The organism is Luteibacter aegosomatissinici (assembly GCF_023078495.1).
Taxonomy (GTDB): Bacteria; Pseudomonadota; Gammaproteobacteria; order Xanthomonadales; family Rhodanobacteraceae; genus Luteibacter; species Luteibacter aegosomatissinici.
The window spans coordinates 2240959-2266915 of sequence record NZ_CP095742.1 but is presented as its reverse complement, the minus strand read 5'-3'; the positions used below and the strand labels follow the sequence as shown (position 1 = coordinate 2266915).

Sequence of the window (25957 nt, the reverse complement as noted above, 5' to 3'; positions counted from 1 at the left end):
GGCACGGAAGGTGCCGCGAGTATCGGCACGCGGCACGCCGCGGACAAGCCCGCGTTTCGATCAGAGCCGATAGCCGAAGCTCACGCCGTACACCCAGGGATCCACATGGGCCGTGCCGACACGCGCGCCGTTCACCTTCACCTTGGTGTCGATATCCATGTAACGGGCATCCACGGTGAACAGCCAGCGCTCATCGAGGCGGATATCCACGCCGACATGGCCGGCGGCACCCCAGCTGTTCTGCAACTGCACCCGGGTGCCATCCAGGGCGTTGCGGCCCTTCTTGTCGAAGAACCATGTGTAGTTCACGCCGGCACCGATGAACGGCGAAATCGTGTGGCCTTCCATGAAGTGGTAGTTCACGCCCAGCGTGGGCGGCAGCTGCTTCACGCTGACCGCGCGCGTGCCATCCAGGCGCACTTCGTGCCGGAACGGCAGCGCGGCAAGCAGCTCGGCGGTCCAACCCGGCGCGAAACGGTACTCGACGCTGAACGTGGGCCGGGTGCTCTTGCTGATACTCGACGACATGCCGGCGAGCTGGCCGGTATCCGACTTGGGATCGACGACATGGGCGCCGAAATGCAGGGTCCAGGGGGTATCCGCCGCCTGGGCCGCGATCGGCGCGGCAAATATCAGGGCGGCGGCTAGGGTCTTGAGCTGAAGCACGGGGTGACTCCTTGTGGGCTAAGTGCCAGCCATCGGGGCCGGCATGCACAAGGGTAGGAACCGCAGGCCCCCGCAATCCTGACTTTAGTCAGTTCCTTCTGCGGTCGCTTCCACCGTCGGCGACGCACAGGGTCTCCAGCAAATCGCGTCGATGGATGCGCAGGTGGCGGCCGCTGGCCGAGAGCACACCGTGCTCTTCCATGCGCCCCAACGCCCGGCTCACGGTTTCCACCGCCAGACCGAGGTAGCAGGCGATGTCACTACGGCCCATCGGCAGGCGCAGGCAGTCGGTCGGGCGCGACAACCTGTCGTAGCGCTCGAGCAACCCGCAGAGGAACATCGCCACGCGCTCGAGCGCCTGCTGGCGGCCCAGCGCCTGCACGTGCTGCTGCGCGCTGGCAACCTCGCGGCCGAGTTCGCGCATCATCTTCCGCTGCAGCCCGGGCAACTGCAGGAACAGGTCTTCCAGCCGCGCGAACGGCACCTCGCAGACGGTCGTGCGTTCAAGCGCGAGGGCGTCGGTGCGGTGGGTATCCTCCAACAGCGCATCGATACCCAGGATTTCGCCAGGCAGGCGGAAGCCAAGCACCTGCTGGCCGCCGTCGGCATCACCGATCGCAACGCGCACGGCGCCGGAACGCACGACGTAGAGCGCATCGAACGGCTTGCCCTGGCGAAACACGACATCACCGCGCTGGTAGGTGCTGCGCTGGCGGGTGAGCCGATCGAGCCGGGCAAGGCCGCCTTCGTCGATGCCTTCGGGCAGGCAGATGGCATGCAGGCCGCAATCCGAGCAGCCCAGTCGTGCCGCCGTGGTGGTCGGCTGGTTCATGAGAATTCCCTCTCCGAGTCAAGATTGCGCGACCGTACCAGCGGTGCGGACGGCCACCGTCGAATGTCAGCCGGGTGCGGCGTTCTGTCCTGCCTTCGGCCGAAAACGCACGGGTGAGACGAATCCGCCAAAACACGCGTCATTTGAGCATTCAGCGGCGCACGGGGCAGTGCCACTATGTGTGCATGGGCAGCGCATTCCGCGCCGCCGTCTTGATGGAGTCACGGACATGCTTGACTGGGTTGGTTATAAGAAAGAGCTCATGGGCCGCATTGGCGAGATTGGCAAGCTGAGCCCGGATACGGTGAAGGGCTACCAGACGCTTTCGGCGGCGAATGCGAAGGAAGGCCACCTGGGTGCGAAGACGCGTGAGCTGATTTCGCTGGCGGTGGCGGTGACGTCGCGTTGTGATGGTTGTATTACGGTGCACACCGATGCGGCGCTTAAGGCGGGCGCGACGCGTGAAGAGATCAGCGAAGCGCTGGGTGTGGCGATCGCGTTGAATGCGGGCGCGGCGCTGGTTTACTCGGCACGTGTGATGGATGCGGTTGAGGCTTATAGCCCGAAGGCATGAGCGCGCTGTTGAGCCCGGTCGATGTTGTTATCGACTGGGCTCGCCTTCGGCCTCGCGCTGTGGAACCGGTTCATTCGCTTTCGCGAATGCATGTTTCTAGCGGCATCTGCCGCCTCGCTCTTGAGGTTTTGAGGCGAAGAGCCGCCGGTGCCCACCCTCGCTGCTCAGACAGGTCCTCCGCGTTCGTACCGGAGTGCGCCTCCGGCGCATATGTACCTAATTGGCCTACGGCCGCTCTCTTGTGCGGAACTCGCCTCGAGGGTGGGCACCGACGACTCTCTTCACCCATGAGGCTTCATGGGGGCGAGCTCGTATCTTGTGTGGCCATGCCCTTGTAGGAGGCCACCCTGTGGCCGACAGCTTTCGCGATACTGCCGCAGGACGTGCGCGCTTGGCGATGAGATGTCGCCCACAGGGTGGCCTCCTACAAGATGTGCCACGAATTAATGAATGAACACGCACGGCTCGTGTAGGAGCGTGCTTGCACGCGATCAACCTACGCAGCGGTGACGCCATAACGCATCACTGCGCGACAACTCGAAAACGTCGCCACAACACCGCCTTTGCCGATACGCACCGCACGGCCGCGCCTGTCCGCAGACGAAGCAGCTGTCCGCCCATGCATGCCCGAACGCACCGATCTCCCCGCAGACAACGCACCGGCTCTCCACCCACCCAACCTCATGGGTCAAAAGAGCCGTCGGTGCCCACCCTCGAGGCGAGTTCCGCACAAGAGAGCGGCCGTAGGCCATATACGTAAACCATGCCGCGCAGCGGCATTCCGCACCGAACGCGGAGGACCTGTCTGAGCAGCGAGGGTGGGCACCGGCGGCTCTCGGCCTTAAGCCCTCAAGCACGAGGCGGCGAAGCCGCTAAGAACACGCATTCGCGCCAGCGAATGAACCGCTTAACCAGCGCGAGGCCGAAGGCGAGGCTGTTGTTGAGGCACAAACGAAAAACCCGGCATCTCGCCGGGCTTTCGTCAGCGGGAATCGCGCGCAAGCGCGCTCCTACATATGCGGGGGCACATCGATACCCAGCAGTGACAGCGCACGCTCCAGTACTGCCAGCGTTAGCTTGCAGATGCCAAGCCGGTGCGAGCGCACGGCATCGTCGGGCTCGCGCAGGATCGGGCAGCGGTCGTAGAAGCGGCTGAAACGTTGTGCGATGTCGTACGCCCAGCCTGCCAGCACGCCAGGCTGAAGCAAATGGGCCGCCTCGCTCACCTTATCGCCAAACGCCAGGCACGCCAGCACCAGCTCACGCTCCGCCGGTTGCACGGCATACGGCACGCCTACGGGCGTTGCATGCGCCTTCTCCAGCACCGAACGCATCCGCACCACCGCATACTGCAAGTAAGGCCCCGTCTTACCCTCGAACGCCACCAGCCGCTCGGCATCGAACATGTAGCCCGACAACCGGTCGCCAGACAAATCAGCGAACTTCACCGCGGCAATGCCGATCATCCGTGCGAGCGCTTCGCGCTCACCAGCCTCCACGCGGTCGGAGGCGTCCACCCGCTCACGCGCCCGCTCCACCGCCTCATCCAGCAGATCGCGTAAGCGCGCTACACCGCCCTGGCGGGTCTTGAACGGCTTGCCATCCTTCCCGTTCACCGTGCCGAAGCCTGCATGAACCAGGTCAACGCCCACGGCGATGCCGCCGCGCCGCGCGGCACGGAACACCTGCTCGAAATGCAACGCCTGGCGCTGGTCCACCACGTAGACCACCTTCGCCAGGCCCGGCATGGCCGCGCGCGCCTGCAGCGTGGCCAGGTCCGTCGTGGCGTACAGCGCGGCGCCGTCGCTCTTGGCCAGCAACAGCGGTGGCACATCGTGCGCATCGCCCGGCAACGCCACGTCCACGACCAACGCGCCGTCGCTTTCGCGCGCCACGCCGCGCGTCCGGAAATCAGCCACGAGCGGCGCCACGGCGTCGCGCACATCGCTCTCGCCGTCCAGGGCGTCGAAGTGCACACCCAGCAGCGCGAAGTCCTGAACCTGCGCATCGACACTCAGCTTGCGCAGGTTGCGCCACAGGGCCATGAGGCCCGAATCGCCTGCCTGCAGCGCAGCCGTGTCCGCGCGCGCCTCCGCCATGCGCGCCGGGTCGTCGCGGCTCGCGGCGGCAGCTTCGGGATACAGCCGCTCCAACTCGTCGAGCGTGACCGGCGCCTCGGCGGGATACGGGCCCGGGCCCGTGAAGTACGGCAGGCCGGGCTCTTGCCGGCGAATGGCCGCGCTGAGCATGCCCATCTGCAGGCCCCAGTCACCCAGGTGTGCATCGCCATGGGTCCGCCATCCTAATGCGCCAAGGATGCGACGCAGGCTTTCGCCGAGCACCAGCGAGCGCAGGTGGCCAACGTGCAGCGGCTTGGCCACGTTGGGGCCACCAAAATCGAGCACCACCAGCGCGCCCTGCCCTTCGTCGGCCACACCCAGCCGCGGATCAGCCAGCGTGGCGGCGGCGACGTCCGCCAGGAAGGCATCCGACAAGCGCAGGTTGACGAAGCCGGGCCCGGCCACCTCCACGGTGGCGAAACGGGCATCGGGGCGGAGCGCCGAGGCAATGGCCTCACCGATGGCACGCGGCGGCTTGCCAACCCGCTTGCCGGCGGCCAGCGCCGCGTTGCATTGCAGGTCACCGAGCTCCGGCCGCGCGGAGGGCTCCACATGAGCCAGATCCACGGGCAACGAAAGGTTCTGGAAGACCAGGGCGAGGGCCTGGTCCACCTGCGACATTAAGGACAGGGACATGCGATCTCCATGCGAACGACAGACGGCAGCGCTTGCGCGCCAAGGGCACGGGGCTCAGGTTCGTCGTCGGAGAAGGCGTAACGGCATGGCATGGATGTACAGGAAAGGTAGAGGCTTCGCAAGCAACCGACAGCTTTCCTTTTATGCTCTGGGTCAGTTATTACGATCAGGAAACCCTTCCATGACAACAAGCAGGCATCGGGTAGTGATCGTCGGTGGCGGTGCCGCCGGTGTGGAACTGGCGACCCGGCTGGGCAGGCGCGATGCCTGCGACGTGGCGCTGGTGGACCGGGACCCCAGCCACTTCTGGAAACCACGGCTGCACGAACTCGCCGCCGGGCTGCTCGGCGATGGCGAGGAGGCCGTGCCCTTCCTTGCCCACGGCACGGTGCACGGTTACCGCTATGAACCGGGCGCCATCCGGCACGTGGATGTGGAGGCGAAGCAGATCGACCTGGCCGAAGTACACCTGCCCGGCACCGAAGAGTTGATCCTCCCCGCACGCAAACTTTCCTACGACACCCTGGTGCTGGCCTTCGGCAGCCGCGTGAACGACTTCGGCACGCCCGGCGTGCTCGAATACTGCGACATGCTGGATAGCCCCACGCAGGCCGTGCGCCTGCGCCGGCGCATCCTGGCACTGGCCCTGCGCACGGCGGGCGATCCCGCCTTCAAGATCCGTATCGGCATTGTTGGGGCGGGCGCCACGGGCGTGGAGCTCGCTGCGGAGTTACACCACGCGTTCAACGACATGCACCGGTATGGCGGGCTTTCGCCGGCGACCAAGCTGGAAATCACCCTGATGGACATGGCGCCACGGGTGTTGCCCGCCGTCGATCCACGCACCTCGGCATGGGCGCAGCGGATTCTCGAACGCATGGGCGTGAACGTACGCGTGGGCGTGGGCGTGAAGTCGGTGCAGGATGGTTCGTTTACCCTCACCGATGGCTCGCACATCCCGTGCGATATCCAGGTATGGGCTGCGGGCGTGGTCGGGCACGACTTCGTGACCGGGCTCGGTCCGTTCGAGCTATCGCGTGACCGCCGCATCGTGGTCGATGCAAACCTGGCGGCGAAGGGCGTGCGCGATATCTACGCGATCGGCGATTGCGCGTATGCGGCCTTCAGCCCGGAAGGCACGGTCGTGCCACCGACGGCCCAGGCCGCACACCAGCAGGCGACCTGGCTGGCTAAAGCGCTGCCGCAACTCATGGAGGGGCGCACCGTAACCCCGTTCAAATATCACGCGAAGGGCACGCTGGTGTCCCTGGGCGTGCGCCAGGCGGCGGGCGAAGTACCCACGGTGCCGCCGGGGCGTTCGGTGCTACCGCTACGTGGCTGGCTGGCGAAGATGCTCTACGTCTCGCTGGAACAGATGCACCGGGTGACATTGCACGGGTACGGGCGTGCGACGGCGCTATGGATTGCTGACCGGTTGCGTCGTACGACCTACCCGCCCGTCAAACTCCACTGACGCGGCGAACGACACCACGCCCGATGTAGGAGCCCACCCTGTGGGCGACATCTTTTGCGATCACGCCGCAGGGCCTGTCGCCTCGATGCGAGAAGATATCGCCCACAGGGTGGGCTCCTACAAGGGCGCGGTGCTTATTTGACGGCGTGTTCCAAGGCCTCGAAGTCGTCCTTCGATAGCTTCAGCGAAGCACCCTTCACGTTTTCCTCGAGGTGCTCCGGGTCACCCGTGCCCGGGATCGGCAGCATCACCTTCGAACGCTCGAGCAGCCACGCAATAGCCACCTGGCCATTCGTCGCCCCAAGCTTCTGCGCGATCTTCGACAGCACCGAGCCTTCCTTCGCCAGCTCACCCGCGGCCAGCGGGAACCACGGGATGAAGCCGATATTGTGCTTGTCGCAGTAATCGAGCACAGCCTCGCTCTGGCGGTTGCCCAGGTTGTAGAGGTTCTGCACGGTGGCGACCTTGAAGAACTTCTGCGCGGCTTCGATCTGCTCGACACTGACTTCGGACAGGCCCGCATGGCGGATCAAGCCCTCCTTCTGCATCTGCTTGATCACGTCGAATTGCTCATCGGCCGGCACCTTCTCATCCACGCGGTGCAGCTGCCACAGGTCGATGCGCTCCACCTTGAGCCGGCGCAGGCTCATCAGTACGCCCTGGCGCAGGTACTCGGGCCGGCCCAGCGGCGCCCAGATATTCGGGCCGTGGCGCGTGAGGCCCGACTTGGTGGCCACCACCATGCCCTTGTACGGATGCAGCGCCTCTCGAATGAGGTCTTCACTCACATAGGGCCCGTAACTATCTGCCGTATCGATGAAATTGACCCCAACCTCAGGCAACTTCTTAAGTACCGCCAGGGCCTTGTTACGGTCCTTGGGCTCTCCCCATATCCCGTCGCCAGTAATACGCATGGCGCCGAACCCGAGGCGATTCACCTCGAGGTCGCCGCCAATCTTGAACGTACCGCTTGCCGCTGCGTTGATGCTTGCCATCGATGGACTCCATGGGTGTGGAAGGGAATCAACTCCACCGACATGGGTACGCCGTGTCTTGTTTAAAGCGGGCGAAAAAACATTCGATCAGAACGTGAAGCGCACCCCGGCGTTGGCCGACCAGCCTCTTAGTCCATAGGCGCCCACGTGGTGCTGCCACGTGCCTTCGGCGTAGAACTGCCAATGATCGGTGGGCTGGCTGGTAAAGCCCGCCGCCACACGGTACGAATTACCCGCCTTCCCGGTCTGGAACGTATCTCCGACGTTCCACGCCTCGCTGGAGGCATCCAGTGAAGGATTGCCGTTACTGGTGTGGATCAGATCCAGGCGGCCGTAGGGGGCCAATATCGGATTGGCGGTACGGCCGATCTGGATACCCAGCCGCGAGGTGGTTTGCACGCTGTTGCCCAGGCGGATATCCAGGCCATCCTTGTCACGGAAATCGCGGAAGTTCAGCTGTTGCGCGCGGAACTGGAACTGCGGCTCCACCGTCCAGTCGCCGCCCAGCGGCAACGGCTTGCCGACCTCCACCGACATGGTCCAGCCCTGGGCATGCAGCTTGCCCACGTCCTCGCCGCGCAAGTCAGTGCTCACATCGCCGTGGAAACGGTTCACCCCGAGCACACCATCCACCCACAAGCCGTTGCCATGCTGGTAGGTAACCCACACGTTGCCACCATTGGCAAAATACTTGGCCCGGCTGTTGCCATCGGCCGCACTCGGTGTCACGCGTGTCGTGCCGTGATCCAGTGCCCACCCCGCACGAATCGAGCCCTGGTCGGTATCTACCGCCACGATGCCACCGCCCACCTGCAGCGCGTTGATCTGTTGGTCGAAGTCGTACCCGTAACGCTGGAACGACAGGTTGCGTGTGTAGCTCAGCTGGCTGCTGATGACACGAGCAAACACTTCGCCGCCCACGTCGGCGCCGTAAGCGCTGTCGCGGATTTCACCAAGGCGCTGGTGCAGGCCATCGTTCAGCGCGTTGCCATAGTTCTGCAAGGCCATCGGGGCCAGCATGTACGATGGGAGCTGGGGCACCACGGCGACACGATCCACGGGCCCAGGCTCACCTGGCTGCACGGGGTCGACAGGATCAACAGGGTTACCTGGATCAACAGGGTGGCAGTCATCACCGCAATCCGAGACATATGGTTCCCAAGGCGGTAATCCCACTGGAAGCCGCTGGCCCCCAACTGGCTTTGCGCGGGATCGACCTCGCCCGGACCGAAGGCATGGAGTGTGTATTGCCAGGGACCGGAAGCCACGTAGCCACCCGCCAGCGCAAACGCATCGCGACGCGACGTGCCGGCCACCTGGATAAGGGAGATACCTTCGTTATTGTCGACCACGCCATTGCGGTTGCGATCCGTGAGCGCGCCTTCGCCGGTCGGTGCGACCGAAATCAGCGTCGTGCCGGTCGTCGTGACGTTCCCGTGGATCAACAGCCGATCGGTGGCCTGGCCCGCTGCGCCACCTTCATTAAGCAGGGTGTTGATGGTAATGCGACCGCCCTGGCCACTCAGGTCACCCGACACATTGAGTTGTTTGTAGGTTGTGGCCGAGGGCGCCGCGAACAGCACATCGCCATCCAGCCGCAGCGATGAGACCGTCGAATCACCCGTGACCTGCCAGGCACCCAATGTATCGATGCCCATGCCAATTTGGCCGCCATTGACCTTGCCCACCAGCGTACCGTTGCCGCCAAGCGTCACATCCGCGGTGCCCAGGTCGGCCGCCACAATATCGCCCACCACACGGCTATTGTTCACGCCAATAGCCGCATGCATTCGCGCGCCCACATCGACGGCGACGCCGTTGCCGCCGATGAGCTGGCCACCGTTGACCACGGAAATGTTGGCCGTGGCGTACGGAGCAAGCCCGTAACGCACCGCTACAGCTGCCTGCGTCAGTCCTTGCACCGATGAGCCATCGACAATCAGGAAACGCCCCTGATCGGGCACGTCGCCACCGCGACCGTCACCGAACATCAGTACGCCGTTTGCAACGCCGGATACCTGCGTTCCGTCACGCAGGTTCGCCACTCCTTTATCGATCTCGATCCCGGTGCTGGCCGAGCCGGTGCCCGCGATCTGTGCGCCGGACGTCGTTAGCGTTCCACCGCCGCCAACGGTTGCCCCCCGATATGCGCCGGATACTGCAGTGCCCGCGAGGGAAACCGTTGCGGGCCGGTCCGCCCCCTCGACACCGCCCATACCAATCACCCCCAGGCCGGTACCCACGGCGGAGCGAATCTCCCCGCCCTGCAGGGTGGCAGTGGATCCGTTGGCTACGACCAGCGCCATATCGTTGCGGGTACCGCCGGTCGTCACGATGGACGCATTCGTGGCGTTCAACGTGGACGTGGTGAGGCTAATGGCCAGTGCGCGCGCCCGGGGAAAGTGTCAGCGCTCCGTTGCTGCTTACGGTCCAGGTTTCCGCTGGATCGGCGGCGTGAATGGTGTACTGCTCACCCGGATTCAGGGTACGAGCGTTCGAGGCAAACGTAGATGCGGCGAGCGAAAGGGCAATCGCACGACACAAAACGGCGCGGCGGCCGCAGCGCGGCTGAATGGGGCTCATGATGGCGTTTTCCTTGGACGAGGGATGCGCGCGACCGCCAGGAGCGACCCGGAGGACGGACGGCGTTGAAATGGGATGCCGGTTATTCCAGCAGCCCCGCCGCCACGCCGCCATTGGGCGTGGTCCTAAAAGTGCGTGCACGAAATTGCCACGACATTCCCTGTCGCCAAGTGTTACAGCCCACGCCAGGGTGTCCGGCCCGTGGCAGGGTGACGATCATGCCGTCGGTGAGCCGATTACCGATCGCCTGGTGAAGTTGACGTGAAGCCTACCTGCGAGAGGGCGTGGCGTAGCCACTGCGCCGCGTCCTTCAGCACGGCCGCATCCGCCGATAACGCCGCATCGACCCGGGTAATCGCCACCTCCAGGCTTTCAAGGCGTAATACCAGCGCGGCCCCGTGCAGGCGATGTATCGACAGCCGAGCGGCCGCCATGTCGCCCTGGCTTGCCGCCACGAGCGCGGCGTCCAGGTCGCGCACCCCCTCGGCTCGAAACACCGCGAAGACATCATCATCGCGAGCCGGCGGCGAGAGCACGTCGCGCAGCCGGTCGAGCGAAAGCGGCTTACCCATGACCACGTCAATGCCGCTGTCGCGGCAACGGCGGGCGTGATCCTCCCCCTGGTTTGCCGAAATAGCGACGAACGGCGTACGCGCGCCCCCTGTTCGTGCCTCATGGGCCCGCAACTCCGCGGCGATGTCATAGCCCTGCATGTCGGGCAACTCGCAGTCGAGCAGCACCGCGGCAAAACGGCCCGGCTCGAACGCATCGATGGCGGCCTGGCCGTGATCCGCTGCGAATGTATCGAAGCCAAGAAAACGCAACTGCGCGGCGATGATCTGGCGATTGGCCGGATGGTCTTCCACTAAAAGCACCGTACCGCCCGAAGGCGGCGGATCGGCCGCAGGTGCCGGCTCAGCCACGGGTGCCGCGGGCACCAGGCTGGTCGGCAGTTCCACACGCACCGAGGTACCGACCCCCTCATCACTCCTGAGTACGAAGCGCCCACCCAGGTGCCCCACGATCTCCCGGCAGATGCCAAGGCCCAGGCCGGTACCACCCAGCCGCCGCGAGCGCGCGCCGTGTGCCTGCGCGAAAGGGCGAAACAGCTCGCGCTGCCTTTCCCGGGGGATACCGACCCCGGTATCGAACACCTCAAGGAACAACCGGCGGGTATCGTCCGCGCCCACCGCTTGCCACAGCGCGACGCCGACATGGCCTTTTTCCGTGAACTTCACTGCATTGGAGAGCAGGTTCTCAAGCACCTGGCGCAGGCGCAGCTCATCGAGCAACAGCCATGGCATGGGCCCCATGGGCAGGTCCAGGCGCATGGCCAGCCCTTTCTTCTCCACCTCCGCCGCCTGGGCCTGCATCGCATCCCGGGCCACGGCCAGGGCATCGCAGGATGCAAGGTCAGGGGTGAAGCCCTCGGTTTCGGTACGTGTGTAATCAAGCGCGCTCCGCAGCAGGCCTTGCAGGTTGCGTGAGCTCGATTGAGCGATCGCCATAAGGTCACGCTGGGCCGGCTCCATCGGGCTGCGCGCCATCAGGTCGATCGACGACACCACCGCATTCACCGCGTTACGCACTTCATGGCTCATCACCGCCAGCAGCAGGGTCTTCTGTTGTTCACCACGCCGTGAGGCCAGCTGGGCCCGGCGCATCTGCCACAGCGCAAAGATGAGCACGAGCACCAGCGCGATGCCCAGGCCGATTTCCACGCGGTACACCGAGACTATATGCGCCACCGTCGGCGCGCGCAGGTAAGCCGTTTCCAGCCAGCGCTCGATCACCGCCTCGTTTTCATCCACGCTGATACGGCCGAGGCTATCGTCGATAAGTTGCAGAAGCTCGGCCGAATCCTTGTGCACGGCGACGCGCACGGTGACCGGCATATCAGGCACGTCCCCGGCCACGCGAAGGCTCAACGCATAATCGCGACGCACGATGGGGTGATAGGTGACATCCACACCTACCGCCAGGTCCGCGATGCCACTTTCCACCGCCGCCAGCACCTGGTGCACATCGGCGAGCGGCAGGCGGTGCAAGGCCGGATGCTCGCGGCGCAGCCAGCTGTCGTACTCGCCGCCGCCCTTATAGGCGATGGTGCGGCCATCGAAATCGGCGAGCGTCGCGTGCGATGGGCCCACTGTGCGGGTGATGAGCAACGTGCGGCCCACGTAGAACGGCCGCGACAACACCGCGTCGCCTCCCAGGTCACTCACCAGCCGATCTGTCAGCGACGGCAACAGGTCAACCTGGTGCTCACGGAACGCCTTTACCGACGCCTCCCAGGAACCGGTGTGCACCACCACGAAACGCAGGCCGGTTTTCTTTTCCGCGAGGGCGAGGTACTGGGTCACCAGCGGGTTCGAGGTATTGCCACCCAGCCGCCCGCCCTGCTGGTCATCGATGGCGATCCGTACGACGGGGTGCGCGGCCACCCACTGCTTCAGCGCCGCCTCGTCGCTTACGGCTGCTGCGGCGAACGGACTCCATGCCAGGAACGCCGCCACTGCTGCATTCAACCAGCGCCTCACTCCTGCCCACCACCCGTGGCAATCACATGCTCGCGCATGCTGAACAACTGCACGTCGTTATCGATGCCAAGCTTGCGATACGCGGAGGATTTCTGCGCGCTAATGGTTTTCAGGCTTCGCCCGAACTTCGTAGCGATCTGCGTGACCGTCATGCCATCGAGAAGGCAACGAATCACCTCGTTTTCCCTGGGTGATAACTTCGGCTCGTCACCGGCTTCCAGTGCACCCTGCAACCCTGGCGGCACGTACGTCCGCCCGGTCATTGCGGCATCGATGGCGCGCACGACTTCATCGGGGTCCTGGCTCTTGAATACGAAGCCGTGCGCGCCCGCGCCAAGCACACGCCGCACCAGCGGCCCGTCCTCATACGCCGACACCACTACCAGCTTCATCCGGGGGAACGCCGCGCGTAGCGAACGCACCAGGCTGAGGCCATCCGGATCATCGGGTGAGAGGGAGTAATCGATCAAGGCGACATCGGCCGGCATATGGGCCAGCAAGGTCCGAAACTGCTGGCTATTGGGTGAGCTGCCGACAACGACAAGCGAGGGGTAGGTCTTGAGGTGCGCGACAAGCCCCTTCAGGACGAGTGCGTGGTCGTCCAGCAAGGCCACGCGTACGGACCCGATATAGGTTCGCGAGGACATTAGTGGACGGGATCTCTGCAACTGGACATATGCCTGACCACCCACGGGTTGGCGGGCGGAACCATATCGCGCACTCCAGCGCTTGTAAACGCCGTTTTCATGGGCGGTTGCGCACAGACATGGGCTTTCGTTCAGCCCCGCGGCATCGGCCATTCGTTGGACCCCGTAAGCCATACAGAGAACTACGTGGCGCATTGATACGCTTTGGCCGCCCGGGTTTCCGGGCTTCTCATAGCCAGGCCAGGGGTGCACGCGAGCATGGATACCGAAAGCCGCCAAGCGGGCGACGATGCCGCACATGAGCCAGGGAGCGCTACGCGCCCTTATGCCACGCCCTCGGCCTTCGTCGCGCATTCCCTCGACACGGTCCGCGTGGGCATTGTCGGCCTGGGCTACGTCGGCCTGCCGCTGGCCGTGGAATTCGGCAAGAAATACGCAACCCTCGGATTCGACATCAATTCCCGGCGGATCACTGAGCTGCGTTCCGGGCACGATGCCACCCTGGAAGTGGATGCGCATGAACTTGCCGATGCGAAGCGCCTGCGCTTCTCATCGGGTATGCACGACCTGGCCGAATGCGATGTGTACATCGTCACGGTACCCACGCCGATCGACGATGCCCGCCGCCCGGACCTCACGCCGCTGATGCGGGCCAGTGAGACTTTGGGCAAAGTTCTCAAACGCGGCGATGTCGTCATATACGAATCGACCGTATATCCGGGTTGCACCGAAGAGATATGCGTTCCCATTCTCGAACGCGAATCCGGGCTCACGTTCAATCAGGATTTCTTTGCCGGCTACAGTCCCGAGCGGATTAATCCCGGTGATAAAACGCATCGCGTTACGGGAATTCTCAAAGTTACGTCAGGTTCGACACCGGAAGCCGCCGAATTTGTCGACGCCCTTTATCGATCCGTGATTACGGCGGGCACGCACCGCGCCAGTTCGCTTAAAGTGGCAGAAGCCGCGAAAGTGATCGAAAACACCCAGCGCGATCTGAATATCGCCCTCGTCAATGACCTGGCGATCCTGTTCAATAAACTGGGCATCGATACGCTGGAAGTCCTGGAAGCCGCCGGGACCAAATGGAATTTCCTTCCCTTCCGGCCTGGCCTGGTCGGCGGCCATTGCATCAGCGTCGATCCGTATTACCTGACACATAAGGCCCAACAGGTAGGCCACCACCCGGATGTGATCCTGGCCGGCCGCCGCACCAACGACAGCATGGGGCCGTATATCGCCAGCGAACTGGTACGCCTCATGGTGCGCAAGGGCATTAACCCGGTGTGTGCGCGGGTGTTGATGCTGGGCCTGGCGTTCAAGGAAAACTGCCCTGACCTGCGCAACACCCGCGTGGTCGATATCGTCGCCGCCCTGCACGCTTATGGCGTCACGGTGGATGTGCATGACCCCTGGGTACGCGCCGACGAAGCGATCCACGAATACGGCATAGCCCCGGTAGAGGCACCACGCCCAGGCACCTACGACGCCATTGTGGTCGCGGTCGGCCACCGCGAGTTCACGGCCATGGGGGCCGAAGGCATTCGGGCTTTCGGCAAGCCGGCGTCGGTGGTCTACGACGTGAAATACGTACTCCCCCGCGACGCGGTGGATGGACGGCTCTGAATCACCACCACGAGAGGGCGCGGCACAGCGCCCCGGGCACCAACAAGAAAAAACGCTAAAGAACCTTACCCGGGAGAACGCACCGTGATCCTCGACTACCTTGACGGGTCGGCACCTGCCGACTATAAGGCCGACCTTTGCGTCATTGGCGCAGGCCCGGCCGGCATCGCCATCGCGCGCGCCTTCCTCGGCACATCTGTTCGCGTCTGCCTGGTGGAGAGCGGCGGCCTGGCCGGTGAAGACCGGAGCCAGGCCCTGTGCGAAGGCACGGCCGATGGGGGCGCGGCGTTCGACATGGCCCACTCACGCATGCGCGTGTTCGGCGGCAGCTGCACCCTATGGGGAGGCGGCTGCATCCCGTTGGCGGACACGGACCTGGAGCCACGTGATTGGGTACCCGAGAGTGGCTGGCCATTACGTTATGCCGACCTGGCGCCGTGGTATGCCAAGGCCCGTGAGTTTTGCCAGATCGATGCGGAGCACACCTTCGGCCCCGGCCAGTTCGATGGCCCGACACAGCGCAAGCCGCTCGACCTGGACCCGGAAGCGCTGGTGAACCTGCTGTTCGCACGCAGCCCCATCCTGTTCGGCGACGCGTACCGCGACGAGATTCGCGCGGCACCGAATATCACCGTCGTACTGCACGCGAACCTGATGGAGCTGGAAGCCAATGCCTCCGGCACCAGCGTCGTACGCGCGCGCCTCGGCGCGCTCACCGGCCGCCGCGGATACGTACGCGCGCGGCATTTCGTCCTGGCGGCGGGCGGTATCGAGAACGCGCGCCTGCTCCTGCTTTCCGATAGCGTGGCGCCCTGTGGCCTGGGCAATGATCGCGACCTGGTTGGCCGCTACTTCATGGACCATCCGCGCGGCACCATCGGCAACGTGCATTCCACGACGCCTGACCGGCTGACGCGTCCGTACGAGCGCACCATCGGTAAAGTGCGCCTCCCCGTCTCACCCGAGATCGGCCTGGCCCATGCGGCGCAGCGGCGGCATCGCGTACTGAACGGGCGCGTGCACCCGTTCGCCGTCGAAGGCGCGGTGCCGCAGGGCATCCGCGCACTGCGCAACGTGCGTGCCGCGTTGCGCCCGCCCACCCGTAATGAAGCCACGCTGCTGGAAGCACGCCTTTCGGCGGCCATGGCCAACGGACCCACCGCCGCCGCGGTAGCCGTGCCGCCTAACCTCGCGCTAAGCGCCGTCAGCCTGGGGCTGCACATTGGCGATGTGCTGCGCGCGGTTGCAAAGAAGGTGGCCGACAAGCCCACCGTTCACAGCGAGCGTGTGGAGCTCGTCGGTTTCTTCGAGCAAGCGCCCAACCGGGATTCCCGGGTCACGCTGGGCCAGAGTCGGGATGCATTGGGCCTGCGTCGGGTGAACATCGACTGGCGCCTTACCGAACTGGACCGGTACACGTACCGCACGCTGACCTCGCTCGCGGGCGAGCCCCTCGCCCACGCATGCGGCGGGACGTTCGAGGCGGCGCCATGGGCGGTGGACGAAAGCGTCAAGCCTGACGTATTTGGCACGGCGCACCACATGGGCACCACCCGCATGTCGACCGATCCCACCACCGGCGTGGTCGATACGGACGGAACCGTGCATGGCGTGCATAATCTGCACGTGGCCGGCAGTTCGGTGTTCCCCACCAGCGGCTGGGCGTTTCCGACGTTTACGATTGTTGCCCTTAGCCTCAGGCTGGCCGAACACCTCCGTGTACTGCTGGCCGCCTGCGAGGGCAGCGGCATGACCTGACGGATGGTGGCATGGCGGCTGGGCTGAAGCAGGATTTCATCGAACGGTTTGAACATGCGATCCGCGAGACCGGCTTTGGTGCGTTCAACGCCCGGCAGGCGGCCGTCCTGGTGTTCGACGCCAACCGCTACACCGATTCCCTGGCCGCCGCCGCGGCCGTGCTCGATGCGCGCGAACGTGAACGCGCCGCGCGCTTTAAGTTCGAGGCCGACCGTGCCACGTACACGGTGGCGCATGCCGCGTGGCGCGTCGCCATCGGTCTTTGCCTTGGCATGCCCGCGAAGAAAATACCCCTGACCTTCACCCCGGAAGGCCAGCCACGGCTGTACGGCCATGCACTCAGCACCAGCCTCAGCCACAGCCGCAGCATGGTTGCGCTGGCCATGTGCCACGCGGAAACCATCGGCGTGGATATCGAGACGGTGCCACTGAAGGTCAACCTGGAAGAGCTCATGCCCACCTTCTGCACCCCGCAGGAGATCACGGCGATTGAAGCACTCCCTTCCTACGACCGCGCGCACGAGCTGCTCCGCCTGTGGACACGCAAGGAAGCCCTGCTCAAGGCGTTCGGCGTGGGCCTGCTCAACGACCCGGCGAAAACACCCGCACCCGCGCACGAATTGCTCTGGCCGCCCGCGGGTGCCGTGCCTTACCCCGCGTGCCACGTACGCAACATCGAAACGGGCGAACTCTGGCTTGGCGCGCTGGCGACGCCGGGCATGGTCGCCGACATGGTGTTGCATACCTTGTGATACACGGGTGTTACAACCATTCGGCCTAGCCATCGCGAAACCGTAAGTGCAATCGACACCCCTGCCCCGCGCGCCTAGCCTTCAACGCATCGGCACGCAGGCGATGCGTGCGCAAAGGGGATGTCTGATGCTTCGCCTGTTTCGACAGCCGATCGTTCGCTGGCTCACATTGCTCGGCGTGGTGGAGTTGCTGCTGCTCGCCACCTCGTTGAATCTCGCGACATGGATCCGTTTCGCGCCCTCCCCGGAAGACCTGCAGGCCTCCAACAACACGGTGATTGCCCGTGCGGTGATGTTCGCCGTGGTGATCTTCCTCGGCATGGCGGCGTTGGGCGAATACCGAGGCAACCTGCGCATGAGCTGGCGCGGGCAGCTCGCACGGCACGCCATTGCCTTCATCCTCGGTGGCCTGGCACTGATCGTCGGCTACTACGTGATCCCGCAGGCCTATGTCGGCCGCGGCGTGCTGGGTATGGCCCTGGTTTTCGGCTTTATCGCCACCGCCGCGTTCCGCGGCCTGTTCATGCGCCTGGTGGAGATGGATGCACTGAAGCGCCGCGTGCTGGTGCTGGGTGCGGGCGAGCGCGCCGCGCAGATCCATAACCGCATGCGCCGCCGCTCTGACCGGCGTGGCTTCTTCCTCGTGGGTTACGTGCCGGGCCCGAACGATGTAGCCCAGGTGCCGGAACCGCTGCTGATCCCGCGTAACGCATCGCTCGCCGAGCTAGCGCAGCGCGAGCGCATCAGCGAGATCGTGGTGGGCGTGGATGACCGTCGTGGCTCGTTGCCGATGGACGACCTGCTTGCCTGCCGCCAGCTCGGCGTGCAGATCACGGACCTCACGACGTTCGTGGAGCGCGAGGCCGGCCGCGTACAGCTGACCATGCTCGATCCGTCGTGGCTGGTATTCTCCGGTGGCTTCAACGCCACGCCCATCGCCCTGTTCGCCAAGCGCGCGTTCGATATCGTCGCCTCGCTGGCAATCGCCCTGCTCTGCTGGCCGTTGATGCTCGGTGTCGCGCTGTGCATTCGCATGGAATCGGGCCGTGGCCAACCCATCCTTTACCGCCAGGAACGCGTGGGTGAGCACGGCCGCACGTTCTGGCTCTACAAGTTCCGCAGCATGCGAACCGATGCCGAGATGGACGGCGTGGCGCGCTGGGCCAAGGCCAACGACGATCGCGTGACCCGCGTGGGCAAGATCTGCCGCAAGCTTCGCTTTGATGAGTTGCCGCAGCTGTGGAACGTGGTCCGCGGCGACATGAGCATCGTCGGTCCCCGCCCTGAACGGCCGCAGTTCGTCTCCGACCTGGAAGGCAAGATCCGCTATTACAGCCTGCGCCACAGCATCAAGCCGGGACTGGCCGGCTGGGCACAGCTCTGCTACTCCTACGGCGCTTCCGAAGAGGATGCCGCCGAAAAGCTCAAGTACGACCTGTTCTACGTTAAGAACCACAGCCTGTTCCTCGATCTGGTGATCCTCATCGAGACTGTTGAAGTGGTGATCTTCGGCCGTGGCGCGCGTTGATCAGCGCGGCGCGTGCGATGACTGGACGTGCAACGTCCTGAGCGGCGAGCTGTACCAGTCCACCACCGAACCGCCCTCGAACCGTACCCACGAAGGGCCGTATTCCCAGCGGTCCGCGCTACGCAGGGTGGGCTCACCTTCCAGCGCCACCACTTCGTTATCCTTCATGCCCAGGCTGATCACGCCTGCTTCAATAGCGGGTGCTTCTGCCTCCGCGGCCACGACGGGGATGCCTTCCACCGAGGGATCCACCCGATCCGGATCGGGAATAAACATCCACGCGGCTACACCCACGACCGAGATAACCGCGAGCCACACAATGCCCTTCGTACGAGCGCGCTTGCGCGCGATCCCTACGGCGCCCGGCTCTTCTGTCACCTCAGGCTCCCCCACGGGACGCTCCCGCGGCACAAACACCACGATATTGCTGGGCACCTCAGGCGCGACCTTGACCGCCACCGCCCCAGGCAACCGCCCGTGCCGCTTGTGGAACTCCATGGCCGCCGAATACTGCGCCATCAACCGCTGCAACCGCCGCGCCGCCAACGCGTCCGCCCGCACACCGCGGGTGCGCCGGTCCGGATGCCATTGCGACACATGCCGGCGGTACGCCTGCTTGAATTCGGCCAACGAGCAATCCGGCTGCAGGCGCAGCTTGCCGTACAGGTCGAGGAAGTCGGTTTCGTCTGCCACGATCGCAGGTCCCCACGGAAGGCGTGCGGCATACGTACCCAACACGCCGCAGCGTGCAGCGTGGCCCACCTATCGCCTCGTGACAAGTACAACTTTTGGAGGGTTTGCATGCGCTTGCTCTTTTCTATCGCCGCCACGGCCGCCCTGGGCCTGAGCGGCCCCGGCGCCATGGCCACCGAGCCCGGCCCCTCGCTGGGCGCGCACGTGTTTCTGGGCCAGGGCGAAGGGCTGGGCAGCGACCCCGCCGTGACCCCACCGATGGATACGGCGCCCACGGGGAGCGTATTCATCGCGTTTAACGCTGGCTATGCCAGCAACGACGGGACGCTGAAGGACACCTACGGCAACCGCTGGAAGTCGCTCGGGCGGGCGATGACTTACGCCAATTATGGCGACCGGTTCGACGTGAAAGCGTACGTGGTGACCGCCGCGAAGGGCGGACCTGGGCACCGTATTTCCATCGCGAAGGCCGGCGAGCCCAAGGGTGAGCTTTCCCTGCCCTTCATCGAGGTGCGTAACGCGACGCGCGTGCAGTCGTTCGCCCAGAATTACGCCGACCCGGCATTGGAAGTCGCCAGCAAGGAAATCACCGTGGATGGCCCGGCCACGCTGCTTGCGTTCTGGTGGGGTGATGGGGGTGTAAAGCAAATGACGGCAACGCCGGGCGATGGATTCACCCTCATCGACAGCTTCCTGCAGTTGCCGGACGAGAGCGGTGTGCAGGGTGCGGTGGCGTGGCGGCAGGTGGATAAGGCGGGTACCTACCAGGTGCATTGGACGGCGGCTCCGGTCCAGGGAGCGGCGCTGTGGATCATCGCGATCCGGTAGGCGGAATTATCGAAATCGGACAAGGTGTCCGGATTCGGATAGTGCGAATCGAGGGCTGATGCGGGTTGCGGCGGCATAGCGGAATTCGGCACGAAAAAGGTGTCCGGAAACGGACAGTCGCGCCTACAACGAAGGGTATATTTTCTTTTTATTTCCGCAAGTTATAGTCACTCCACGATATCCCCCGGACCACGGCGGCATGGCGAATGATCTCGCCGGCACTGGATGCTCTACGGCAACGGATTGGGCAAGGATCGCAGCAGGACGCGTAAGTCACGTCGGCTCCGGGGCGGTATCGGCCCACTCTCGCGCGGCATGGAGGCAACATCATGAAACGGAAGTCGAATCGATCGGCAAAAGTCACCGCGTGGCGGTCGTCTGTAGGCAATCGGTTTCGCGCCTGGTTAGCGCCCCAAAGCCGGCAGCCGCGGCGACGCCGTAACGGCCTCCCAGCGGGCATCGATCCCAAGCTACCTTTGCCCGTGATCGCGGCAGGCGATCTTGCCCGGCCCATCGGCGACCTACCCGATGGCGAACCCATCGATGGGCTTCTGAAGTACGCGGCGTATCAGAGCGGGTTCGAGGTCTCACTCGGCCCCCTGTCCGGCGTCATCCCGACGCCTACCGGGCGCGAATCGATCACGCTCTACGTCGATGGCACGTCGCTTGCGCTCACGATCAATCTTGAGGAACAACCTGACGGCACGCTGTTACCCGATCCGGTCGTATTCTCGGTACCCGCCAACTTTGCCGGGACCAATCCATACGAGTACTTCGTGACGCTCATGTGGTATCGCGTGAATTACGGCACAGGCGCTTCCGATGACAGCTTGAAGGTCAACATCGGCATCGATACGACCAAGCCAGCCGACGGTGGCGCATTCCTCGGGCAGTTGGTATTTCCGGCAGATATTGTCCGCGATGGCATCACCGTGGATTCGTTCGCCGGTCGCGACTACATCGAAGCCGAGGTGCCAGGATACCGTGGAGAAAAGGCTGCCGACTGGGCCCGCCAGTATATTGCTACGACACTGGACACCGACCCGACCCACTATGCCGTCATCCCATGGGACGACGTTCCATCACGTGTTGTTGTGCGTTTCTACCGCGCCTTCATCGAAATGTTAGGTGACGGCCGGCATGCCTTTCAGGTCGACGTCTTTCCACGCGAAGAAAATGCATCCAGCTTGTCGGAACCGGTTTATCTTGAGGTGCGGCTGGATGACGCCATCGACGATCTCGCGGCACCTGGCGTACCCGCTTTTGATGACGATACCGGCACCAAATTGGTGACCGAGTTGGATGCCCGCGGCAACCTTGTGGTCACGGTTCCCGAAAACCCCCTCATCACCGAGGATGACTTCGTCCAGATCCTTTGGGCCGACGAGACCTCAACCCTCGTCAAGATCGACGATCCGGAAAACATCCAGGTCGTCGTATCGTATGCGGTCATTCTCGCCGCCTGGCTTGCCGGCAATCCCGAGGGAGCCGACGCCATTATCTCTATTGCCGTCCGTTACCGCATTTTCGGGCCGGACGATAACCTGCGCGGCACATCGGAAACGCACACGGTTGAGGTCAACCTGCATGTGGCTGGCGGCATCGTCGACCCCGATCCGGGGACCGAGCCCAATGAAAACCTCGATGTCCTTACCCTGGAGAGCGCGTCAGGGAAATTGAACCTGATTGATCTAGCCGATCGCGGCGAGGATGCCACCGCGCGAGTGCCTTATCTTTCGCTCGCCGACGACGCTGATGGCGATCCGCTACCGGCCTGGACCACCGGCGATGCGATATCTATCAGGGACCCTGACGGCAATGAACTCGCCAGCCACACCGTCGAAGCCATCGACCTGGACCCCGCATCTGGTTATCTGGAAGTTACTGTACCGTGGGATGAACTCGAGCCCTTGCCAGGGGGCGTGGTTAAACTGGCCTGGTGGGTGGAAACGACACTTACCGACGGAACGATAAATACCAACAAGGCCCCATCCACAGCCATCACCATCCAGACCACGGATGCCCTGCCCGGTAAGGGCACACTGAGCGAAGTGGTTCTCCCGGAGATGGGTCGCAACGCCGCAGGATGGGTCGACTTGCCTGATATCGAAAATGGCGTGGTGATTGCCTTTCCCATGCCGGTGGAGAACTTCGATCCCGATACTGACACCATTACGGTGTCGATCCCGATGTACCTGGTCGGCCACTCGGGCACCGAGGCCCCAGTGCTGGGCTTTGGTGATGCGATCGGTCAGAACCGGTTTGAATTGCCACCACCACACACGATGCATCCAGCCGATGCTGGTGACGTGCCCGAGCCGCCTGGCGGCGGGGAGCCAACACGTCCGCCGGTGCTCACACCATACGTGCTATTCCGCTTGATGCCTGAACGCTTCCCGACGCTACATGGAACAGAGTGGTACCACTCGCACATCAAGTGGTCGATCACCAATGCCGTGGGCACAGGTAGCTCTCCGGCCGTGGGTCTATTTGTGCGGTTTGATGTTCGGGGTAGCGCCTTACCCTCGCGAGCTATGCCCAGCCGTTCTGGCTCCGTCCATGAAGCCGCCTTCGATGACGACGGCACGCACAGATTTGCCATCAAGCATGTTGAACGCTTTATGAGATAGCGCGCTGCACTGGCACCCGTCCCGTGCAGCAAACATGGACTCGTTACCCCAAGCACACGGAGATCCACTCATGACTCACCGGCCAGGCAAGGATGTCATTCCGTTCCGCATGCATCGCGTGACACCAACGGCGACGACGGCTTTGCCGGTGCGTCCCGCCGCGCTGCACGAGCCAATGATCAATGGCCGCACGGGCGCCACACTGGGTTACCAGGACCTGCTGGGCACGCTGGACAAGATGGTCTACGTGGCATGCAGCAGCGACGGCATTATCTATCCGCCCGCCAGCGCGGAGCTCTACTGGGGCGTTGATGGGAGCGGCGCGCCGAAACGCATAGCGTCGCTCCCCATCGTCACGGAAACCGATAGTGTCACCTTCGCCGTGCGCGGTGAGGACATCGCCGGCACCCAGGATCCGACGGGGTACGACTACACCGGCGATGGCACCCATGCAGTCTTTGTACGCCTGGTCTACGGCGGAGGCAGTAACGACGATTCATTATCAGCCACTGTCGTCGTCAAGTGCAGCGAACCCGGTGGCCCCGATCCCATCGGCGCCACCCCCGAAAACGAGAACCTGCCAAAGCCGACGATCACACCGAGCACCGTCCCGGATCTGGATACACCGGTGTGGATCGTGATCGAAGGTTATGACGTGCGATACATCGGCGATCGCATTACGGTCGAATGGGGTGGCCCGCGCAACCAGTTCTTCCTCGCCGTGACATCGACCGATGGCGCACTGACCGTGCAGGTGCCTCCCGAAATCATCGCCCGCGTCGGCGGCGGCAGGGTCCCCGTGAGTTACTACATTACCGACATCGCCGGGAACTGGTCCAAGTACGCGCCTTACGCTGAGCCGCTTGTCGATATCGATCCGGGCATGCTGGTTGCGCCGCAACTGCTCTACGCCGATGGCACATCGGTCGAAGGCGTGGTGGACCTCGACAAGGTGGGGAGCAACCACCTCATCCTTCGCGTACCCGTCCGCAACCTGGTCGAAGGTGACGTCGTCAACGCCTGGTGGGAAGCCACGCTGGCCAGCGGGGAGGTGGTCGCTTATGAGTCAGTGGATCTGGCTTTCAACGACGAAGACGACCAGCTTTACCTCGATGCACGCATTGAGAATGCGGCGGCGTTAGAAGCGGCCGGCGGCACGGTGCGGGTATGGTACGTACGCCAGGGCGACAAGGTGCTTTCGAAGCGGCGTACTTATCGGGTGGGCGACCTGCCCGACGTCGGTTTACCGCCGCCTGAAGTGCCTCAGGCCGCGGGCGGCGAACTCGATCCATTCGCCCATGGTAATTACATCGTTGTCGAAGTGCCCTTCGACGATAGATTAATGCACAACGGGACATTGGTGAAAGTGGTGGTCGCTGGCCATGCCAGTGGAGCTAACACGTACTGGACCGATCAATTTAACCTTTCCTCGGGTGACATCGGCCGCACCATAGTCTTCTATTGCCCCGCCTCGAAACTTCAAGAAGTGAGCAACGGAACTGCTTACTTTCATTATGAGGTAACACAGCCGACCACCCCGGTCGTCAATCAATCAGGCCGCACTCGATCGACACCAGTCGTATCCCATACACTGACTTTGAGAATAAGACGGGCAGGCGCGGAACCCGAGCTTCCCGCGCCAAATGTGCCCGATGTAATGGATGGCTCACTTGACCCGGATCTTCCCTCCACCCGTGTCGCCATTCCAAAATCCCCCTCACTTACGCCAGGAACGACGGTCACGCTGCACTGGTCGGGAAAGTTCCGTATACAACTACCGGAACGGTGCCGTCGTCAGGCTCAATCGAGTTTCGAATCAATGCACCTTATATTGATGGCAATCGTGATAGCGAAGTGACGGTAACATATGCGATCGGCGGGATTACGTCCCTATCTTTAGCATTCTTTATCGGCACAAAGGACCCCCTCTACATTGATTCCTCTGAAATGATCCTGGAAGTAGGCGAAACCGCGAATCGCACTGCAACGGGTGGCAGGCCCCGTTACGACTATGAGGCCGATTCTGATGATGTCGTGTTAGCGGCATCGAACGGCAACGTGCACGCAATTTTGGTAGGCAACGCCGTAGTGACGGTGAGCGACTCATCTACACCGCCTCAACGTAAGTCGTACCCAGTCCGCGTTATAAAGCGGCGAGAGGTCGAGGACTTTGAAACAGCACCCATCGGTGGTATTGGAAGGCCATTTGAACGGCCGCAAATGACATTCTCGATGTATCCGTCGGACGCACGCCACACGTCAATCGTCGAATCAACACGAGGCGACTATCTTGGCGGACGTGTGCTGCGAATGACTAGACACTCAAACACTGTGTCGACGGAACTGGGGGTCACCTTTAAGGCCAAAGCCAAGCGCGTTAGATTTAGCGCTTATTCGGACGCAAACTCCGAGTACACGGCGAGTGACGGCAGCTTCCCGCCCACTTATCCTAGACATTACATCACACCCAATGTACCTGGCGAGTATATCGCCGAGCATAACGGTAAAGATATTAGCGTATACTTTCACATTGTCGGTCCGATAGGATCTATCCTAGAGATCGACAATATCGAGGTCCTTGATTGACGTACGGAGTGATTTAGGATTATCTGCATTACTTGCGGAACGCCCATTCTTAACTATACCTCAGGCGGGTTGGCCCACCCACTCGAAGGCCTACAAACGTTTCTGTGAGCGCAGGCGCCTTCCGCATAGGCCTTCTTCACGGGGCACCGCACGATGGCCGAAACGCCCGTTAAGAAAACGTGCCGTGCTGGATTCAGCCTTGCGCGGCAAACATGGACTCGTCACCCCGAGCATACGGAGATCCACTCATGACTCACAGGCCAGGCAAGGATGTCATTCCTTTCCGCATGCATCGCGTGACTCCAACGGCGACGACGGCTTTGCCGGTGCGTCCCGCCGCGCTGCACGAGCCCATGATCAATGGCCGCACAGGCACAATGGGCTGGACTTTGGCGCGCTATACGCCTTCGAATCCGTCGCGAACGATTTCGGCCATTAAGGTGAGGCTCAATACCAAAGCTGTGGACCAGCGTAGTCCCAACCATCATT

The 25957-nt window shown here is 63.5% G+C and carries 19 protein-coding genes; 10 read left to right on the top strand and 9 right to left on the bottom strand.

Annotated elements, in window-relative coordinates; translation table 11 throughout:
• Positions 1-60: 60 nt before the first annotated feature.
• Together L2Y97_RS10155 and L2Y97_RS10150 are read right to left on the bottom strand one after the other, a co-directional pair.
• Positions 61-666, bottom strand: coding sequence for an OmpW/AlkL family protein (locus L2Y97_RS10155; protein ID WP_247436289.1), 606 nt, complete (start codon positions 664-666; stop codon positions 61-63).
• Between the two features lie 88 nt (positions 667-754).
• A complete protein-coding gene (locus L2Y97_RS10150) occupies positions 755-1498 on the bottom strand; it encodes a cyclic nucleotide-binding domain-containing protein (RefSeq protein WP_247436286.1) in 744 nt (247 codons plus the stop codon).
• Positions 1499-1727: 229 nt separating this feature from the next.
• Between L2Y97_RS10150 and L2Y97_RS10145 the strand changes: the two genes are divergently transcribed.
• Positions 1728-2072 carry a carboxymuconolactone decarboxylase family protein gene (locus tag L2Y97_RS10145; RefSeq protein WP_247436283.1) on the top strand — a complete coding sequence of 115 codons (345 nt, stop codon included), beginning with the start codon at positions 1728-1730 and terminating at the stop codon, positions 2070-2072.
• Between the two features lie 1010 nt (positions 2073-3082).
• Here L2Y97_RS10145 and argS read toward each other — a convergent pair.
• Positions 3083-4828: an arginine--tRNA ligase gene (gene argS / locus L2Y97_RS10140; protein WP_247436281.1), complete on the bottom strand. Its 1746-nt coding sequence runs from the start codon at positions 4826-4828 to the stop codon at positions 3083-3085.
• Positions 4829-5009: 181 nt separating this feature from the next.
• On the opposite strand from argS, the gene L2Y97_RS10135 reads away from it, so the two are divergent.
• Positions 5010-6302 carry an NAD(P)/FAD-dependent oxidoreductase gene (locus L2Y97_RS10135; protein ID WP_247436278.1) on the top strand — a complete coding sequence of 431 codons (1293 nt, stop codon included), beginning with the start codon at positions 5010-5012 and terminating at the stop codon, positions 6300-6302.
• Positions 6303-6436: 134 nt separating this feature from the next.
• Here L2Y97_RS10135 and L2Y97_RS10130 read toward each other — a convergent pair whose 3' ends face one another.
• The 5 genes from L2Y97_RS10130 to L2Y97_RS10110 form a co-directional block, all read right to left on the bottom strand.
• Positions 6437-7297 carry an aldo/keto reductase gene (locus tag L2Y97_RS10130; protein WP_247436276.1) on the bottom strand — a complete coding sequence of 287 codons (861 nt, stop codon included), beginning with the start codon at positions 7295-7297 and terminating at the stop codon, positions 6437-6439.
• 87 nt (positions 7298-7384) lie between these two features.
• Positions 7385-8305: an autotransporter outer membrane beta-barrel domain-containing protein gene (locus L2Y97_RS10125; RefSeq protein WP_247436273.1), complete on the bottom strand. Its 921-nt coding sequence runs from the start codon at positions 8303-8305 to the stop codon at positions 7385-7387.
• Positions 8275-9630, bottom strand: a complete 1356-nt coding sequence (locus tag L2Y97_RS10120) for a hypothetical protein (RefSeq protein WP_247436270.1) — start codon at positions 9628-9630, stop codon at positions 8275-8277. The genes L2Y97_RS10125 and L2Y97_RS10120 overlap by 31 nt, the downstream gene beginning before the upstream one ends.
• A gap of 486 nt (positions 9631-10116) precedes the next feature.
• Positions 10117-12408, bottom strand: coding sequence for an ATP-binding protein (locus L2Y97_RS10115; RefSeq protein WP_247436267.1), 2292 nt, complete (start codon positions 12406-12408; stop codon positions 10117-10119).
• An 8-nt stretch (positions 12409-12416) separates the two neighbouring features.
• Positions 12417-13067 (bottom strand): response regulator, encoded by a 651-nt coding sequence (locus L2Y97_RS10110; RefSeq protein WP_247436264.1) that lies wholly within the window; start codon positions 13065-13067, stop codon positions 12417-12419.
• Between the two features lie 258 nt (positions 13068-13325).
• Between L2Y97_RS10110 and tviB the strand changes: the two genes are divergently transcribed.
• The 4 genes from tviB (at position 13326) to L2Y97_RS10090 (ending at position 18731) form a co-directional block, all read left to right on the top strand.
• Positions 13326-14693: a Vi polysaccharide biosynthesis UDP-N-acetylglucosamine C-6 dehydrogenase TviB gene (gene tviB / locus L2Y97_RS10105; protein ID WP_247436261.1), complete on the top strand. Its 1368-nt coding sequence runs from the start codon at positions 13326-13328 to the stop codon at positions 14691-14693.
• Positions 14694-14777: 84 nt separating this feature from the next.
• Complete coding sequence (locus L2Y97_RS10100; RefSeq protein ID WP_247436259.1) at positions 14778-16451, top strand: GMC oxidoreductase; 1674 nt, start codon at positions 14778-14780, stop codon at positions 16449-16451.
• A gap of 11 nt (positions 16452-16462) precedes the next feature.
• Positions 16463-17203 carry a 4'-phosphopantetheinyl transferase family protein gene (locus L2Y97_RS10095; RefSeq protein WP_247436256.1) on the top strand — a complete coding sequence of 247 codons (741 nt, stop codon included), beginning with the start codon at positions 16463-16465 and terminating at the stop codon, positions 17201-17203.
• A 127-nt stretch (positions 17204-17330) separates the two neighbouring features.
• Positions 17331-18731, top strand: a complete 1401-nt coding sequence (locus tag L2Y97_RS10090; protein WP_247436254.1) for a TIGR03013 family XrtA/PEP-CTERM system glycosyltransferase — start codon at positions 17331-17333, stop codon at positions 18729-18731.
• On the opposite strand, the gene L2Y97_RS10085 is transcribed toward L2Y97_RS10090, so the two are convergent.
• Positions 18732-19424: a J domain-containing protein gene (locus L2Y97_RS10085; RefSeq protein WP_247436251.1), complete on the bottom strand. Its 693-nt coding sequence runs from the start codon at positions 19422-19424 to the stop codon at positions 18732-18734. It abuts the gene before it with no gap.
• Between the two features lie 108 nt (positions 19425-19532).
• On the opposite strand from L2Y97_RS10085, the gene L2Y97_RS10080 reads away from it, so the two are divergent.
• The 4 genes from L2Y97_RS10080 to L2Y97_RS10065 all read left to right on the top strand — a co-directional run bounded on the left by L2Y97_RS10080 (position 19533) and on the right by L2Y97_RS10065 (position 25468).
• On the top strand, positions 19533-20252 hold the full coding sequence (locus L2Y97_RS10080; RefSeq protein WP_247436248.1) for a hypothetical protein: 720 nt from the start codon (positions 19533-19535) through the stop codon (positions 20250-20252).
• A gap of 329 nt (positions 20253-20581) precedes the next feature.
• On the top strand, positions 20582-22882 hold the full coding sequence (locus tag L2Y97_RS10075) for a hypothetical protein (protein ID WP_247436245.1): 2301 nt from the start codon (positions 20582-20584) through the stop codon (positions 22880-22882).
• Positions 22883-22952: 70 nt separating this feature from the next.
• Positions 22953-24740, top strand: coding sequence for a hypothetical protein (locus L2Y97_RS10070; RefSeq protein ID WP_247436242.1), 1788 nt, complete (start codon positions 22953-22955; stop codon positions 24738-24740).
• Positions 24668-25468, top strand: a complete 801-nt coding sequence (locus L2Y97_RS10065; protein ID WP_247436240.1) for a hypothetical protein — start codon at positions 24668-24670, stop codon at positions 25466-25468. Before L2Y97_RS10070 ends, L2Y97_RS10065 begins: the two co-directional genes overlap by 73 nt.
• Positions 25469-25957: the final 489 nt, after the last annotated feature.